Source organism: Curtobacterium sp. PhB170 (genome assembly GCF_003752345.1).
In the GTDB taxonomy this organism is placed as follows: Bacteria; Actinomycetota; Actinomycetes; order Actinomycetales; family Microbacteriaceae; genus Curtobacterium.
Map to the genome: position 1 here is coordinate 41685 of NZ_RJUM01000013.1, position 15366 is coordinate 57050.

Sequence of the window (15366 nt, forward strand, 5' to 3'; positions counted from 1 at the left end):
CGTGGGGCGCGGGGCGCGGCGCTCGGCGCTCGGCTGCCACGGCTGCCACGGCTCCGCCGGAACGGTCAGGCGTGGACGCGGGAGAGGAACTCGACCAGCGCCGGGTGCTGCGGGGCGTCGAGGACCTCGGCGGGGACGCCCTGCTCGACGACCTCGCCCCGGTGCAGGAACACGATCCGGTCGGCCACGTTCCGCGCGAAGTGCATCTCGTGTGTGGTCATCAGGATCGTCGACCCCTGCCGCTTCAGCTCGGTGACCAGGTCGAGCACCTCGCCGACGAGTTGGGGGTCGAGGGCGCTCGTGACCTCGTCGAGCAGCAGGAGCTCGGGGTCGGACGCGATCGCCCGGACGATGGCCACACGCTGCTGCTGGCCGCCGGAGAGCCGGTCCGGGTAGGCGTCGGCGAACTCCGCGAGCCCGATCCGTTCGAGCAGCCGACGCGCGGTCGCCTCGGCCTCGGCCCGGCCGACGCCGTGCACCTGCCGCGAGGCGAGCGTCACGTTGTCGAGCACGCGCATGTGCGGGAACAGGTTGAACTGCTGGAAGACCACGCCGATCCGCGCCCGGACGCCGTCGACGGCAATGCGGGGATCGGCGATGTCGGTCCCTTGCAGCAGGATCTCGCCGTCGTCGATGCCCTCGAGCAGGTTCACCGTCTTGAGCAGGGTCGACTTGCCCGAGCCGGACGCTCCGATGACGCAGATGACCTCGTGGCGGTGCAGCGTCAGGTCGATGCCGCGCAGGACCTCGTGCTCGCCGAAGGCCTTGCGCAACCCGCGCAGCTCGAGGACCGCAGCGTCCGCACCCGACGCGCCACGGGCCTCCTGGCCGACCTCGCTCATACGGTCCCTCCGATCTGCTCGCGCCGCTGCTGGCGGCGCGCGATCGCGTCCGTGACGCGGATCAGCGGCAGGCTGATCACCACGAACAGCAGCCCCGCGACGAAGTACGGCGTGAAGTTGTAGGTCTCCGCCTGCGCGATCTGCGCCGAACGGACCGCGTCGACGGCGCCGAGGATCGACACCAGGCCGACGTCCTTCTGCATCGAGACGAAGTCGTTCATCAGTGCCGGCGTGACCTTGCGGATCGCCTGCGGCAGCACCACGAGCCGCAGGGTCTTGGCGTGCGAGAGCCCGAGCGACCGGGCGGCCAGACGTTGCGAGGGGTGCACGGCCTCCATGCCGGCACGCAGGACCTCGGCGATGTACGACGAGTACGTCAGGACGATCGCGAGGGTGCCCCAGACCTCGGCGGGCAACCGCGGGAACACCCCGAGGCCCGGGATCCCGTAGCCGACCAGGTACAGCACGATGATGAGCGGCAGGCCGCGGAACAGGTCCGTGTACCCGGTCGCGAGCATCCGCAGCGGGAAGAAGACCGGGTTCCGCAGCCCCCGCACCACTGCGAGCAGCGTGCCGAACACGGCGACGCCGATGGCGCTGAAGAACAGGATCCGGACGTTCAGCCAGAGGCCCAGCAGGATGTCCGGGAACGTGTCGATCGCGGTCTGCGGGTCGAAGAACGACTGCTGGACCGCTGCCCAGCCGGGAGTGTTCACGACGCCGAAGTAGGCGATCGCGATCACCACGAGCGTCGACACCACCGACACCACGATCGACCGGCGTCCACGCTGCCGGCGGTAGAGCCGACGTTCGAGCTCGACCTGGCTCGGCGCTGCTGCGGCCACCGGGGTGCCGGCGCCTGCTGGCACGGTCATGCGGTCACTTCAGGACCGGGGTGTTGGTCTCCGAGGAGAGCCACTTGGTCTGCAGGTCCTCGAGCGTGCCGTCGTCCGTCAGCGACTTGAGTGCCTTGTCCACCTTGCTCGTGAGCTCCGAGCCCTTCGGCAGGACGAAGCCGAACTGGTCGCCCGTGCCGTCGGACGGGAACTGCGCCGACACCGTGCCGTCGTCGAGCTGCGCTGCGGCCATGTAGAACGCCGTCGGCAGGTCGGTGACGATCGCGTCGATCTGGCCCGACTTCAGCGCGAGCACGGCGTCGTCGTTCGAGTTGAAGACCTGCGGGGTGATCCCCAGCACGCTCTTCACGCTGGCGATCGACGTGGACCCGGTGGCGACGCCGATCGCGTCCTTCTTGAGCGTGGCGATGCTCGTGTCGTCGACGGCCTTCGAGGTGCTGGTCGTCACCACGGCCTGCGTGGTCGTGTAGTACGCGCTCGACATGTCGACGGCCTTCTTGCGCTTCGCGTCGATCGAGAACTGCTGGACGTTGAGGTCCCAGTCCTTCGGGCCCGGTGCGATCGCGCTGTCGAAGGTGCTGCGCTTCCACACGACGTCGGACTCGGCGTAGCCCATCTCCTTCGCGACCGCGTAGGCCACGGCGGACTCGAAGCCCTTGCCGGACTCCGGCTTGTTGTCCTCGATCCACGGCGAGTACGCCGGCTCGCCGGTGGCGATCGTCAGCTTGCCGTCGGTGACGGTGCCGTCTTCGTTGCTGCCGCTGCCGGCGGCGCACGACGTCAGGGCGAGGGCGGCGACCGCGGCTGTTGCGACGGCGAGGGTGAGGCGGAGGGATCGGGTCACGGTCGGGCCTTCGTGCGAGGGGGTGGGGGCAGGTCGAAGTGTACTTCGCGGTGGGATACCAACGCGAAACGGTGTCGCGGTACTACTCGGCCTCGTCGGCCATCGTGAAGTCCTCGAACGAGAAGCCCGGCGACACCAGGCAGCTCAGCAGCACCTCACCGTCGTTCGGGATCGTCCGCTGCCACACGCCACCGCGCACGAACGCCTGCGCGTCGTTCACCCGGTCGCGACCGGCGTCGGGCCCGAGGGTGATCCGCGCGCCGGGCTCGGGAACATCACCGGAGCCGCCGAGTTCGAGCTCGACGGTGTCCGGACCGTGCCACATCCAGATCTCGTCGCTCGTCACCCGGTGCCAGGCCGAGGCCTCGCCCGGGGGCAGCAGGAAGTGGATCAGGGTCGCGGCGGGGCGGTCCCCCGCGGGCGTCGTCACCGTGGCCGGCGAGGTCCAGGTGCGGACGTACCAACCGCCCTCGGGGTGCGGTTCCATGCCGAGGGCGATGGCACGCTTCGGCACGTCGAGCCACTCGATCAGTTCGCCGTCGACGGTGCGACGGGCGGCCATGCCGGGGCGGGGTGCGGTCTCGGTCATGGTTCCTCCACAGGGATGACAGGGCGAGCGGGGCGGTCGGGCGACGACGTGGGCACGCCGGTCAGTGTTCCGTCGACGGCGCGGACGACCCCGCGGATGACGGTGGCGGACGCACGCCCGGCACCGTCCTCGACGAGCTCGGCGAGTGCGTCGGGCACGGTCCGGGCGTCGACGTCGAAGACGGCCAGGTCGGCGCGGGCGCCCACGGCGAGGTGGCCGATGCGGTCCGGGCCGACGGCGAGTCCCATGGCGTGCGCACCACCGAGGGTCGCCGCCGACAGGAGCCGCTCGTGCAGGTCGCGGTGGCCGTACCCCTGGGCACGGGCGATCCGGTGCAACGCCGTGACGTCGGCCATCAGGTCGAGGGACGGTGACGACGACAGCGAGTCGGTGCCGATGGCGATCGGGCTGCCCTCGCGCAGGTAGTCGGCGACCGGTGGCGGATCGAGTCCGATGACGGCGTTCGACCGCGGGCACAGTGCGACTGCGGTGCCGCGAGCACGCAGGAGCGCCCGGTCGGCAGCGGTCATGTAGACGCCGTGCGCGATGTGGCAGTCCGGGCCGAGCACCCCGAGCCGGTCGACGAACGCGGTGGCGCTCGCCCCGAACCCGAGTGCCCGGAGCGCCCGGAACGAGGGCACGTTCGCCAGGTGCCAGTCGTTGCCGTGGCCGACGCCGTCGACGCCGTCGAGTCCGGGAACCGGTCCGAGGGCAATGCGCTCCCCTTCGAAGGCGGCCTCGCCGAGGTGCAGGTGCAGGCGCAGCCCACGCTGCCGGACGATGTCGGGGAGTTCGAGGAGGGGCGCGACCTCGAGCGAGTACGGCGCATGCGGCGACAGACCGGCGCCGGGGTTCGTCGGGATCCGGGCGAGTTCGTCGAGCACCTGGTCGCGGCCGTGCGACTGCCAGGCGTCGTTCTCCCAGTCCATGACCTCCCAGTAGGCGATGCCACCGAGCCCGGCGTCCTCGAGCGCGGTGGACGCCTCGATGTCGGTGACGATGTCCGCGATGCTCGTGACGCCCGCGCGGATCGAGGCGGCGGCACCAGCGGCTGCTTCGGCCCGCCAGTCGTGCGGTTCGGCGTAGTCCTGGTTGAACGCGGACGCCCAGTCCTCGAAACCGTCGTACTGGCCTCGGCCGACACTGGCCATGCCGGTGTACTGCAGGTGCGAGTGCGCGTTGACGAGGCCCGGCAGGAGGGCTCCGCGCCACTGCCGTTCGGTGAACGTCGCACCCGAGCCGGCGAGCTGGTCGACGACCCAGGACCGGTCGCCGACGTGCAGGATGCGGCCGTCCTGCACGGCGACCGCGCCGTCGGCGATCGGGGGCGCGGTCATCGGCACGACGACGCGCGCCGAGTGCACGACGACGGAGTGGTCGGCACGCGGGTGCGCGGCGGTCGGCTGCACGTCGCTCGGGTGCGCGGCGCTCGGGTGCACGTCGCTCATGCGGGGTCTCCGAAACGGCGCGTCCGGACGTCCGGGTCGCGGTCCGCCGGGTGTTCGGCAAGGCGGACGGGAGGAACGGGGCGCGCTCCGAACGCGGCGAGCGCCACGCGTGCAGTCGCGTCGTCGACCGCGGGATCGAGGGGCACGACGGCTCGCTCCAGTTCGTCGCCGCGCTCCAGCAGCATGCGGACGGCCCCGAGCTGCGCGGCGAAGGACAGGTCCATGATCTCGATCGGGTTGCCCTCGGCCGCCGTGATGTTGATGCAGCCGCCGCGATCGAGCACGATCGGTCCGCCCTCGGCGTCGGGGAACACGAGGCGCTCGGCCTTCGGACCCACTGGCCGCAGTCCGGCTCCGGCGGCGCGGGCGTCGTCGAGCGCGACCTCGTGGTCGACCCCACCCGCGACGGCGACGACGGCCCCGTCCGCGCACGAGCGCAGCACGCGCAGGTCGATGGTGTCAGCGACCCCGGTGGCGCTCACCACGAGGTCGGCGGCCTGCACGGCCTCGGCGAGCGGCGCGACGGCGTGGCCGGCGAACAGCGCCTGCAGGGCGCGCACCGGGTCGGTCTCGGCGACCGTGACCCGGAACCCGAGGGCGGAGAGCACCAACGCGACCCCCTCGCCGACGTGCCCGAACCCGGCGACGACCGCCGCGCCTCCCGAGATCACTCGGTGTGTACCGGACGGGAGGCCGTCGACCAGGTCGAGCACGGCGAACACCGTCGACTGCCCGGTGCCGTACCGGTTGTCGAAGAACGTCTTGGTGCGGGCGTCGTTGACGGCGACCACCGGGATGCCGAGCTCGCCCCGCGACGCCATCACGCGCAGGGGTCGGAGGCCGCTCGTGGTCTCCTCGGCCGCGCCGAGCATCGTCGGCAGCAGGTCCGGACGCTCCTGGTGGGCGAGCCGGATGACGTGGGAACCGTCGTCGAGCAGGATGTGCGGCCGGGTGTCGAGCATCGCGAGGGCGAGCGCCTTCTGCTCCGGCAGCGAGGCCGTGCTGCTCGCGTGCACCGTGAGCCCCGCCGCCCGGAGCGACGCGGCCACGGCGTCGTCGGTCTCGTCGGCGTGCGCGTAGACGACGACCTCGGCACCGGCGTCGCGGAGGAGCAGGCTCAGCACCGCCGTCTTCGGCTCGAGGAACATCGCGACGCCGATGCGGGTGCCGCGGAGCAGTCCGCCGTCGCGGAGTTCGGCGGCGACCGCGCGCGAGACGGGCATCGAGCGTCGCGCCCAGCGCAGGCGGGCGTCGGCGGCCGGGTCGTCCTCGGGGTCGCGGCCGGTGGAGACGAGGAAGACGTCGTCGGAGAGCATCGGGACGCCGAGCACGCCAGGGCGGGCGGTGACGACGGGGCCGAAGGCGTCTTCGTCGACCGCGGGGAGGCGCCGGCCGGCGTCGATCACGATGAGCGTGGCGCCGCGGGGGCGGTCCGCCTCACGCTCGATGACGGGGGTGGAGTCGTCGGGGGAACCGAGGCACCAGAGCTGGTCGATCGGCTCGTGGTCCGCGGCCGGGCGAGCACCGAGTCCGGTGAGCAGGCCGAGCAGCGCCGCGGCGTCGCGGGGGTCGCCACCGACGATGCGGAACCGGCGGGCTGCGACGAGCAGGTTCGTGACCGCGGCGAAGCGTCGGACTGCTGCCGACGCCCAGGATCGCGTCTCGGGGTCGGGTCCTGGCGGCATGCCCCAATCGTAGGGAATGTGCGGGGGTCCGCCGACGTACTCTCTGGGCATGAGCGATGCATCCACGACCGAAGTGTTCGACAAGGTGACGATGTTCGGTGCGGACTGGTGCCGCGACTGCCGCCGGTCCAAGGCGCTGCTCGACACCCTCGGCGTCGACTACGAGTACGTCGACGTCGAGCAGGACCTGTCGGCGGCCGACCGAGCCGAGGCGATCAGCGGCCGGAAGAACATCCCCGTCGTGGTGCTGCCGAACGGCAAGCACTTCGTCGAGCCGTCCGACGCCGAGCTGCGCGCCGAGCTCGAGGCCTCCGGCGCCGTCTGAGCCGCGGCTGGCTCGGCTTGCCGCTCGGCTGGCCGCCTTCGCGAAAGCGACAGTCTGCCGCCGAACATCGGCGGCAGACTGTCGCGCTGGCGGCACCGACCGTGCGACGGGACGAGATCTGTCGCCTTTGCGGGATGCTCTGGGATCAACCCGGCCGGGAGGCGCGGTGCGCGCCCGACGCGCACCGTGCCTCCCGGCCGTGGTCGTGTCCCGAGCCCCGAGCCCACCTGTCGTGGTCGTGCGAGGGTGACGCTTTCGCGAAAGCGACAGTGTGCCGCCGAACATCGGCGGCAGACTGTCGCTCTGGCGGACCGGACCGGCAGATGACTGCAACTTCTGTCGCTTTCGCACCAAGCACATCGAGCACCGGGCGGACATCGGATGAATCGGGCATCATGAGGGCGTGATCATCGACGCTCACCACCACCTCTGGGACCCCGCCGACCGGCCGTACCCCTGGATGGACGACTCCGTCGCCCCGATCCGCCGCCGGTTCGACGTGGACGACCTCCGCGCAGCGACGCAGGACACCGGCGTGACACGGACCATCGTGGTGCAGGCCGTGCACGATCCGGGCGAGACCGTCTGGCTCCTCGAGCAGCCCGCCCCCGTCGCCGGCGTCGTCGGTTGGGTGGACCTGACCGCGCCGGACGTGGCTGACCGGATTACCGCCGTCCGTGCGCTCCCCGGCGGTGATCGCCTGGTCGGCATCCGGCACCTGGCACAGGATGAACCGGACCCCGGCTGGCTCGGCCGCCCCGACGTCGCCCGCGGGGTGCGAGCCCTCGCCGGTGCCGGCCTGGTGTTCGACTTGCTCGTCCGCGCCCGAGAGCACTCGGCCGGGCTGGCCCTGGTCGACGCCGTCCCCGACGCATCGTTCGTGCTGGACCACGCCGGCAAACCTTCGATCGACACGGGTGACCCGGCCTGGCTCGGACGGATGGCCGACTTCGCTGCACGCCCGAACGTCACGTGCAAGGTCTCCGGCCTGTTCACCGAGGCCGGCCCCGACTGGCGCGACCGCCCGGTCGACCGGTACGTCCGCGAGGTCGTGGAGCAGTTCGGTCCCGAGCGGTCGCTGTTCGGCTCGGACTGGCCGGTGTCGACCCTGGCGACCGGGTACGCCGAGGTCGTGCGGCGGACGGCGGACGCACTCGCCGACCTGTCGACGACCGAGCGCGACGCCGTCTTCGGCGGTACCGCGGAGCGCATCTACCTTGTCCCGAGGACCACGCAGACATAGGATGTTTCTGGCTGCACTGGCGCAGCCGGAGAGCGAGGAACGATGCAGTTCGCACGACTCGGCCCGGCGGGGAGCGAGATCCCCGTGGCCATCGACACCGACGGCGAGGTCTTCGACCTCCGCTCGATCACCAGTGACATCAGCGGGGCCTTCCTCGCCTCGGACCCGGTCGGCCGCGTCGACCACGCGCGCAGCGCCGGCGACCTGACGATCATCGGCCGGGACCGGGCCGACGGCATGCGGCGCGGAGCGCCGATCGCCCGCCCCGGCAAGGTCGTCTGCATCGGCCTGAACTACCGCGACCACGCCGCCGAGACCGGCGCCGACATCCCCACCGAACCGATCGTGTTCATGAAGGACCCGATGACGGTGATCGGCCCCGACGACGAGGTCCTGATCCCCCGGAACAGCACGAAGACCGACTGGGAGATCGAGCTCGCGATCGTCATCGGCCGCACGGCTCGGTACTGCGAGACCGATGCGGAGGCCGAAGCGTCCATCGCGGGCTACGCGATCGCGAACGACGTGTCCGAGCGGGCGTTCCAGCTCGAACGCGGTGGGCAGTGGGACAAGGGGAAGTCCTGCGAGACCTTCAACCCGCTCGGGCCGTGGCTGGTGACGCCCGGGTCGCTCACCGCCGCCGGCCTCGACCCCGCGGCACTCGCGCTCCGACTGACCGTCAACGGCGAGGTCCGGCAGGACGGCACCACCGCCGACATGATCTTCCGTCCTGTGGAGATCGTCCGGTACCTGTCGCAGTTCATGGTGCTGTACCCCGGCGACGTCATCAGCACGGGGACCCCGGCGGGCGTCGCGCTGGCCGGACACGCGCCCTACCTGCAACCCGGCGACGTCGTCGAGCTCACCGCCGACGGGCTCGGCTCACAGCGCCAGACGGTCGGAGCAGCCTGATGGCGGACGCAACCGGCGGCACCGGCGGCACCGGCAGCAGCGGCAGCAGCGGCACCGGCGGCACCGGCTCCGGCCGCTCCGGCAGCCACGACGGCGTCCGGGCCATCGTCACCGGGGGCGCGTCCGGCATCGGCGCGGCGATCGCCGCCGCCCTGCAGGACCGCGGTGCGACGGTCGCCGTGCTCGACCTCCAGCCGTCGACCGCCGAGGGGTTCCTCTCCATCACGTGCGACGTCAGCGACGACGCCTCGGTCCGCACCGCCGTCGCCACCGCCGTCGAGCAGCTCGGCGGCCTCGACGTCCTGGTCAACAACGCCGGCATCGGCGCCCAGGGCACGGTCGAGGACAACGGCGACGACGAGTGGCGCCGCGTGTACGAGGTCAACGTCCTCGGGGCCGTCCGGCTGTCGCGGGCTGCGCTCCCCCACCTGCGGGCATCGGGCAACGCGAGCATCGTGAACACCTGCTCGATCGCCGCCACCGCAGGGCTGCCCCAGCGGGCGCTCTACTCGGCGACCAAGGGTGCGATCGCCGCCCTGACCCGCGCGATGGCCGCCGACCACATCCGCGAGGGCATCCGCGTCAACGCCGTCAACCCCGGTACGGCCGACACTCCGTGGGTCGCGCGGTTGCTGTCCACCGCGGGCGACCCGGCCGCCGAGCGCGCTGCCCTCGAGGCCCGGCAGCCGCACGGTCGGCTCGTGCAGGCGGAGGAGGTCGCCGAGGCGGTCGCCTACCTGACGAGCCCGCTCGCCCGGTCCACGACGGGCGTCGACCTGGCCGTCGACGGCGGGATGCAGGCCCTCCGGCTGCGGCCCGCCTGATGGTCCGGCCGTGACGACCGGGAGGCCCGGCTATCGTCGACCTGTCGGCTCGCGTCCGCGAGCGGGCCGGGATCAGGAGGTGGTGACGTGGCGTCACTGACCGACGATGCGATCGCACGCATCCAGCAGATGATCGTGAGCGGTGAGCTCCAACCCGGGCAGCGCCTCCCGCCCGAGAAGGAACTGAGCGAGTCGCTCGGCCTGTCCCGGAACAGCCTGCGCGAGGCGGTAAAGGCCCTCGAGCTCATCCGCGTGCTCGACGTCCGTCGTGGCGACGGCACCTACGTGACGTCGCTGGAACCGGGCGTCCTGCTCGAGGCGGTGTCGTTCGTCGTCGACATGCACCACGACCGGTCCCTCGTCGACCTGCTCGAGGTCCGCCGCATCCTCGAGCCCGCGTCCGCCGTCCTGGCGACCGCGCGGGCCTCGGAGCAGCAGATCGACGAGCTCGCCACGCTGATGCAGTCCGTCGGCGAGGACACCGGTGTCGAGGACCTCGTCGCGCACGACCTGCTCTTCCACTCGACGATCGCGGGCATCGGCGGCAACCAGTACCTGTCCGGACTGCTCGACGCCCTGTCGAGCAAGACCGTGCGGGTGCGGGTCTGGCGAGGGCTGACGCAGAACGGTTCGGTGCAGCGCACCCTCGACGAGCACGCCGCCATCGTGGACGCCATCCGACGCCGGGATCCGCAGCTCGTGCAGGCACTCGTGGTGTCGCACGTCGAGGGCGTCGAGCGCTGGTTGCGGCGTTCCCTCGACTGAAACCGAGAACGCGTGCAGCCGGGTGGGTGTTGTGTCAGTCGTCGGCCCTGACTCCGGCAACCATGCCGCGGCAACCGCACCCACGAGGAGGAAACCGTGCTCGGTCTCATCATCAGCTTGATCATCGTCGGACTCATCGCCGGCGCCATCGCCCGGCTCGTCGTCCCCGGCAAGCAGAACATCTCGATCCCCATGACCATCCTGCTGGGCATCATCGGCTCGTTCGTGGGCGGGTTCCTCGGGTTCCTGATCTTCCAGCACGACCCGATGGACGGCTTCTTCCAGCCGGCCGGCATCATCGGTTCGATCATCGGCGCCATCATCGTGCTGATCATCTACATCCGCTTCTCGGGTCGCAGCGCCAAGACCCGCTAGGCAGGTCTCGGCGAGCACGACTCGCTGCACAACCAAAGTCACCCCGAACCGCGCATCCGTGCGGTTCGGGGTGATCTTGGTTGTGCGGGGCTCAGGCGGTGAGCAGGCCCGCGGCGCGGAGGTCGTCCCACAGAGCCTCCGGCACCACGGCCGCCGCCCGCTCGACGTTCGAGCGCACCTGCTCGGCGGACTGCGCGCCGAGGGCGATCGCGGCCACCGCAGCCGCACGCCGCGGGAACGCCAGCGCCGCCTCGGGCAGCGTGACCCCGTGCCGCTCGCAGACGTCGGCGATCGCGTTCGCCCGCGCGACGAGTGCCGCCGGTGCCGTGGCGTAGTCGTACGTCGCCGTGGCGTCCGGCCGGTCCCGCCCGAGCAGTCCCGAGTTGTAGACCCCGACCGCGACGACCGCGACGCCGAGCGAGGCGCACCGGGCGACGAGCTCCGCCGCCGGCTGCTCCAGGAGCGTGTACCGCCCCGCGAGCATGACCACGTCGCACAGCCCGGTGGACACCGCGGCGTCGAGGGCCTCGACCGAGTTCGACCCGACGCCGACGGCACGGACCACGCCCTCGTCCCGCAGCTCGGCGAGCGTCGGCAACGCCTGCGTCAGGCCGTCCTCGAGCGAGTACACGTCGGGGTCGTGCAGGTACGCGACGTCGACGTGGTCGAGTCCGAGCCGCCCGAGCGACTCGTCCAACGACCTCCGAACACCCGACGGTGAGGGGTCCCACTGCCGCACGGTGTCGTTCGGCACCGCGAACCCGCCGGAGGCCAGGTCGTCCCCGTCACCACGCCCGGGGACGAGCAGCCGCCCGACCTTCGTCGACACCAGGAACGAGTCGCGGGGACGGTCGGCGAGCGCCACCCCGAGCCGCCGCTCCGACAGCCCGAGGCCGTAGTGCGGCGCGGTGTCGAACCCGCGCACGCCGGCATCCCACGCCGCGTCGACCGTGGCACGGGCGTCGTCGTCGGACACCGGGCGCAGCAGGTTGCCGATGCCGGCACCGCCGAACCAGAACGGACCGCGGTCGAGGTCGGTCATCCCTGTCCTTCCAGGGTCCAGACGAGCGGGATCCCGTCGTCGTTCCCCGAGTAGTCGTCGTCGGCTTCGAGCAGCGGGTTGATGGTCTCCTGCCACTCGGCGTTGACCGGGTCGTCCGCCAGTGAGCGTCGCATCGCCCGGTAGTCGGACACCTCGATGAGGTGGACCAGGTCCTGGCCGTCGCGCCAGATGCTCCAGTTCGACACCCCGGCAGTCCGCAGTCGGTCGACGAGCGCGGGCGGGACGGCGGCGTGCACGCGCTCGTACGCGGCCTCGTTCCCCGCCCGCAGCCGGGTCCTCGACAGGATGCGCTGCATCAGTCGCGCAGGAACAGTTCGACCACCGGCACGGCGACGTCGGGTCGCACGATCGGCAGCGTGAGCGTCAGCGTCCCCGCCGGCTGCCCGCCGAGCCCGGTGTTCTGCGCACGGGTCCCGGGCGGGATCTCGCGGAAGTGCAGCTCCGACGCGTCGTTGAGCAGCTGGGCGTAGGCGACACGACCGGCCAGGTCGGGCAGGTGCACGTGCTCGAACGGCCACGCGAACAGGTGCAGGTACAGGCGGTTGCCGTTCTGCGTGTACACAGTGTTTCGCGGTGCGACGAACGACGACGGTCCGGCGCCGTAGACGGAGCGGGCGTGCTGGTGCATCCACGTCCCGATGCCGTCGAGGGTCTGACGCGAGACCCCGTCGAACTCGCCACGGCCGGTGGGGCCGATGTTGAGCAGCATGTTCCCGTTGTTCGAGACGCCGTCGACGAGCATGCGGACGAGCAGGTCGACGGGCTTGAGGTTCACGTTGTCGCGGTCGTAGCCCCACGACCCGTTGAGTGTCTGGCAGGCCTCCCACGGCACCTGGGCGCCGTCGACCTCCATCGGCTTGTCCGGCTGGTACTGCTCCGGGGTGACGATGTCGCCCGGCAGGTCGAGCCGGTCGTTGACGATGATGCCGGGCTGGAGCCGCCTGGTCAGTTCGAGCAGCTCCCCGGATCCCCAGTCGTCGCGACCCTTACCGCCCCAGATGTCCTCGTGGTCGTTGTCCCGGTACGAGAAGTCGTAGAACAGGTAGTCGACCTGCCCGTAGTCGGTGAGCAGCTCCTCGACCTGCCCGTGCAGGTACTCCCGGTAGCGCGACATGTCGCGGCCCTGGTTGAACGCCTCGATCTCCTCGGGCGAGTCGTCGCGCCGGGGGTGCACGCCGTCGACGGTGAAGTCCGGGTGGTGCCAGTCGATGAGCGAGTGGTAGAAGCCGACCCGCAGTCCCTCGGCCCGGACGGCGTCGACGAACTCGCGCACGATGTCGCGGCCGAACGGGGTGTTCGTGGACTTGTAGTCGGTGAGCTTGCTGTCCCAGAGGCAGAAGCCCTCGTGGTGCTTCGTGGTGAGCACGACGTACTTCATGCCGGCTTCGCGAGCACGGCGGGCCCAGTCGGCGGCGTCGAACAAATCGGGGTCGAAGTGGTCGAAGTACTTCTGGTAGTCGGCGTCGGTGATCCGTTCGCGGTTCTTCACCCACTCGTGCCGTGCCGGCAGGGCGTACAGCCCCCAGTGGATGAACATGCCGAACCGGTCGTGGGTGAACCAGGCGGGCAGGCCGCTCGCGTCGGTCGCGGTCTGCGGCTCTGCAGGTGCGGTGATGGTCATGAGGCCAGTGTTCCTTTCAGAGGGGGGAGAGGTGTCACCGGCCGCCGAGGCCGCTGGTGACGATGCCCTTGACGAGGTGCTTCTGCAACAGGACGAGCAGGATCACGGTGGGCAGCATCGAGATCACCGACGCCGCCATCACGAGGTTCCACTCGGAGCCCTGCTGGCCGAAGAACTGCTGCAGGCCGAGTGGGATGGTGCCCCGGGCCTCGACGTCGTTGACGATGACGAGGGGCCAGAGGAACGAGTTCCAGTACGAGATGAACGAGAACACCGCGAGGACGGCCATGGTCGGTCGGGCGAGCGGCATCATCACCGAGAAGAAGGTCCGGATCGCGCCGGCCCCGTCGACCCGGGCGGCGTCGTCGAGTTCCTGCGGCACGGTCAGGAAGAACTGCCGGACCAGGAACGCGCCGAGGGCCGTGAACGCCCACGGGATGATGAGTGCCTGGAACGTGTCGACCCAGCCGAAGCCCTGCATCATCACGTACATCGGGATGACGAGGACGTCCTGCGGGATCATCAGCGTCACGAGGAACAGCAGGAACACCGTGTTCCGGCCGCGCCAGCGCAACCGTGAGAACGCGTACCCGGAGAGCACGGCCACGGCGACGTTGATCGCCGTCCCGACCGCCGCGACGAACACGCCGTTGAGGATGAAGCGGGCGAACGGCAGGTAGGTGAACGCCTGCACGTAGTTGTTCCACTCGAGCGAGCGACCCCAGAGCGTCGGCGGGGTGGTGAACACCTGGTCGGCGGGCTTGAGGCTCGTCGCGACCATGTAGATGAGCGGCGAGACGAACAGGAGCGTGACGAGGCAGAGCAGGGCGTACCCGATCGCGTGCCGGACCCGCCCCGGTCGTGGCGCGGACTTCGTCCTGGCGACGGCACGGGGGTTGACCGTCCGGTTCGACGTGGTGGCACCGACGTGCCCGCGGACCGCTTCACTCATAGTGCACCCACCGCTTCTGCCCGAGGAACTGGACGGCCGTGATCCCGAGGATGATGACGAACAGCACCCAGGCACCGGCCGAGGCAAGACCGAGCTGCTGGTTCTGGAAGCCGGTGTTGTAGATGTACTGCACGAGGGTCTCCGTCGCGGTGCCCGGGCCGCCCTTGGTGAGGACGAACGGCTGCACGAACACCTGGAACGAGGTGATCAGCGTCATCATCGTCGCGAAGAACACCGACGGCGAGATGAGCGGGAACTTGATGGCCCAGAAGGTCTGCCAGGCGTTCGCGCCGTCGAGCTGCGACGCCTCGATCTGGTTCTCCGGCACGGCGTCGAGCGCCGCCGAGAAGATCAGCATGTTGTAGCCGAAGCCCTGCCAGACGCTCATCGCGACGATGGCGAGCATCGCCCAGTGCTCGTCGGCGAGGAAGTTCGGCGCGTGCACGCCCACGGTGGACTGCAGTGACGCGTCGATCGCTCCCCCGGGCTGGTACAGCATCCGCCACACCACGACGTTCGCGACGATCGGCGTGATGGTCGGGATGAAGAACAGGACGCGGAAGACGTGCCGGCCGGCGATCCGCGGTGTCAGCCAGGCGGCGAGCCCGAGCGACACGACGAGGTTGAGGGGCACGTAGAGCACCACGAACAGCGCCGTGTTGAGGGCGACGGTGCGGAAGACCGGGTCTGCGAAGAGCCGGGCGTAGTTCTCGATGCCGGCCCAGCTGCGCTCGCCGAGCATGGGCCAGTTCATGAAGCTGACGACGAGTGAGGCGATGATCGGGAACGCCGTGAAGACGACGAGTCCGATCGAGTGGGGTGCCGCGAACGCGGCACCCCACCAGGAACGGCGCCCGAGTGCGCTCGTGTCCTCGCCGTCCTTCCGCCGCGGGGTGGCGGCTCCGACCGCGACCGCGGTCGCGACCGCGGGGACGGCCGCTTCGGCCGGTGGGTCCTGGATGGTGGTCATGCGACGACCTCCTCGTCGTTCGCGCGGTCCTGAACAGGGGATGGATCGGAC

At 70.9% G+C, this 15366-nt stretch carries 17 protein-coding genes; 6 read left to right on the top strand and 11 right to left on the bottom strand.

The genetic code is table 11. From position 1 onward, the window contains the following. Positions 1–65 precede the first annotated feature (65 nt). The 6 genes from EDF40_RS15760 to EDF40_RS15785 all read right to left on the bottom strand — a co-directional run bounded on the left by EDF40_RS15760 (position 66) and on the right by EDF40_RS15785 (position 6265). Positions 66–842, bottom strand: a complete 777-nt coding sequence (locus tag EDF40_RS15760; RefSeq protein WP_123340816.1) for an amino acid ABC transporter ATP-binding protein — start codon at positions 840–842, stop codon at positions 66–68. Next, a complete protein-coding gene (locus EDF40_RS15765) occupies positions 839–1717 on the bottom strand; it encodes an amino acid ABC transporter permease (RefSeq protein WP_123340817.1) in 879 nt (292 codons plus the stop codon). Before EDF40_RS15765 ends, EDF40_RS15760 begins: the two co-directional genes overlap by 4 nt. 4 nt (positions 1718–1721) lie before the next feature. Next, a complete protein-coding gene (locus EDF40_RS15770; RefSeq protein ID WP_123340818.1) occupies positions 1722–2543 on the bottom strand; it encodes an ABC transporter substrate-binding protein in 822 nt (273 codons plus the stop codon). An 82-nt stretch (positions 2544–2625) separates the two neighbouring features. Further along, positions 2626–3132 carry a cupin domain-containing protein gene (locus tag EDF40_RS15775; RefSeq protein ID WP_260213516.1) on the bottom strand — a complete coding sequence of 169 codons (507 nt, stop codon included), beginning with the start codon at positions 3130–3132 and terminating at the stop codon, positions 2626–2628. Continuing rightward, positions 3129–4580: an amidohydrolase family protein gene (locus EDF40_RS15780; RefSeq protein WP_395862820.1), complete on the bottom strand. Its 1452-nt coding sequence runs from the start codon at positions 4578–4580 to the stop codon at positions 3129–3131. Before EDF40_RS15780 ends, EDF40_RS15775 begins: the two co-directional genes overlap by 4 nt. After that, on the bottom strand, positions 4577–6265 hold the full coding sequence (locus EDF40_RS15785; protein WP_185003141.1) for an adenosylhomocysteinase: 1689 nt from the start codon (positions 6263–6265) through the stop codon (positions 4577–4579). The genes EDF40_RS15780 and EDF40_RS15785 overlap by 4 nt, the downstream gene beginning before the upstream one ends. A gap of 49 nt (positions 6266–6314) precedes the next feature. Here EDF40_RS15785 and EDF40_RS15790 point away from each other — a divergent pair, with 49 nt between their 5' ends. The 6 genes from EDF40_RS15790 (at position 6315) to EDF40_RS15815 (ending at position 10709) form a co-directional block, all read left to right on the top strand. After that, the gene (locus tag EDF40_RS15790) at positions 6315–6590 is read left to right on the top strand and encodes a glutaredoxin domain-containing protein (protein ID WP_123340820.1); all 276 of its coding nucleotides are present in this window, start codon (positions 6315–6317) and stop codon (positions 6588–6590) included. A gap of 403 nt (positions 6591–6993) precedes the next feature. Then, positions 6994–7833: an amidohydrolase gene (locus EDF40_RS15795; protein WP_221180495.1), complete on the top strand. Its 840-nt coding sequence runs from the start codon at positions 6994–6996 to the stop codon at positions 7831–7833. 42 nt (positions 7834–7875) lie between these two features. Beyond that, on the top strand, positions 7876–8745 hold the full coding sequence (locus EDF40_RS15800; protein ID WP_123340821.1) for a fumarylacetoacetate hydrolase family protein: 870 nt from the start codon (positions 7876–7878) through the stop codon (positions 8743–8745). Continuing rightward, the gene (locus EDF40_RS15805) at positions 8745–9569 is read left to right on the top strand and encodes an SDR family NAD(P)-dependent oxidoreductase (RefSeq protein ID WP_123340822.1); all 825 of its coding nucleotides are present in this window, start codon (positions 8745–8747) and stop codon (positions 9567–9569) included. Before EDF40_RS15800 ends, EDF40_RS15805 begins: the two co-directional genes overlap by 1 nt. A gap of 87 nt (positions 9570–9656) precedes the next feature. Further along, positions 9657–10334 carry a FadR/GntR family transcriptional regulator gene (locus EDF40_RS15810; protein WP_111086323.1) on the top strand — a complete coding sequence of 226 codons (678 nt, stop codon included), beginning with the start codon at positions 9657–9659 and terminating at the stop codon, positions 10332–10334. Between the two features lie 96 nt (positions 10335–10430). Continuing rightward, the gene (locus EDF40_RS15815) at positions 10431–10709 is read left to right on the top strand and encodes a GlsB/YeaQ/YmgE family stress response membrane protein (RefSeq protein ID WP_123312075.1); all 279 of its coding nucleotides are present in this window, start codon (positions 10431–10433) and stop codon (positions 10707–10709) included. A 91-nt stretch (positions 10710–10800) separates the two neighbouring features. On the opposite strand, the gene EDF40_RS15820 is transcribed toward EDF40_RS15815, so the two are convergent. From EDF40_RS15820 to EDF40_RS15840, 5 genes are read right to left on the bottom strand one after another with little or no spacing between them, the layout of a single operon-like run. Next, positions 10801–11751: an aldo/keto reductase gene (locus EDF40_RS15820; protein ID WP_123340823.1), complete on the bottom strand. Its 951-nt coding sequence runs from the start codon at positions 11749–11751 to the stop codon at positions 10801–10803. Then, a complete protein-coding gene (locus EDF40_RS15825; protein ID WP_123340824.1) occupies positions 11748–12068 on the bottom strand; it encodes an L-rhamnose mutarotase in 321 nt (106 codons plus the stop codon). The genes EDF40_RS15820 and EDF40_RS15825 overlap by 4 nt, the downstream gene beginning before the upstream one ends. Then, positions 12068–13393 carry an alpha-L-fucosidase gene (locus EDF40_RS15830; protein WP_123340825.1) on the bottom strand — a complete coding sequence of 442 codons (1326 nt, stop codon included), beginning with the start codon at positions 13391–13393 and terminating at the stop codon, positions 12068–12070. Before EDF40_RS15830 ends, EDF40_RS15825 begins: the two co-directional genes overlap by 1 nt. Before the next feature lie 34 nt (positions 13394–13427). Next, positions 13428–14345, bottom strand: coding sequence for a carbohydrate ABC transporter permease (locus EDF40_RS15835; RefSeq protein ID WP_123340826.1), 918 nt, complete (start codon positions 14343–14345; stop codon positions 13428–13430). Continuing rightward, entirely contained in the window at positions 14338–15315 is a 978-nt protein-coding gene (locus EDF40_RS15840) for a carbohydrate ABC transporter permease (RefSeq protein WP_071292242.1), read from the bottom strand. The genes EDF40_RS15835 and EDF40_RS15840 overlap by 8 nt, the downstream gene beginning before the upstream one ends. Positions 15316–15366 lie beyond the last annotated feature (51 nt).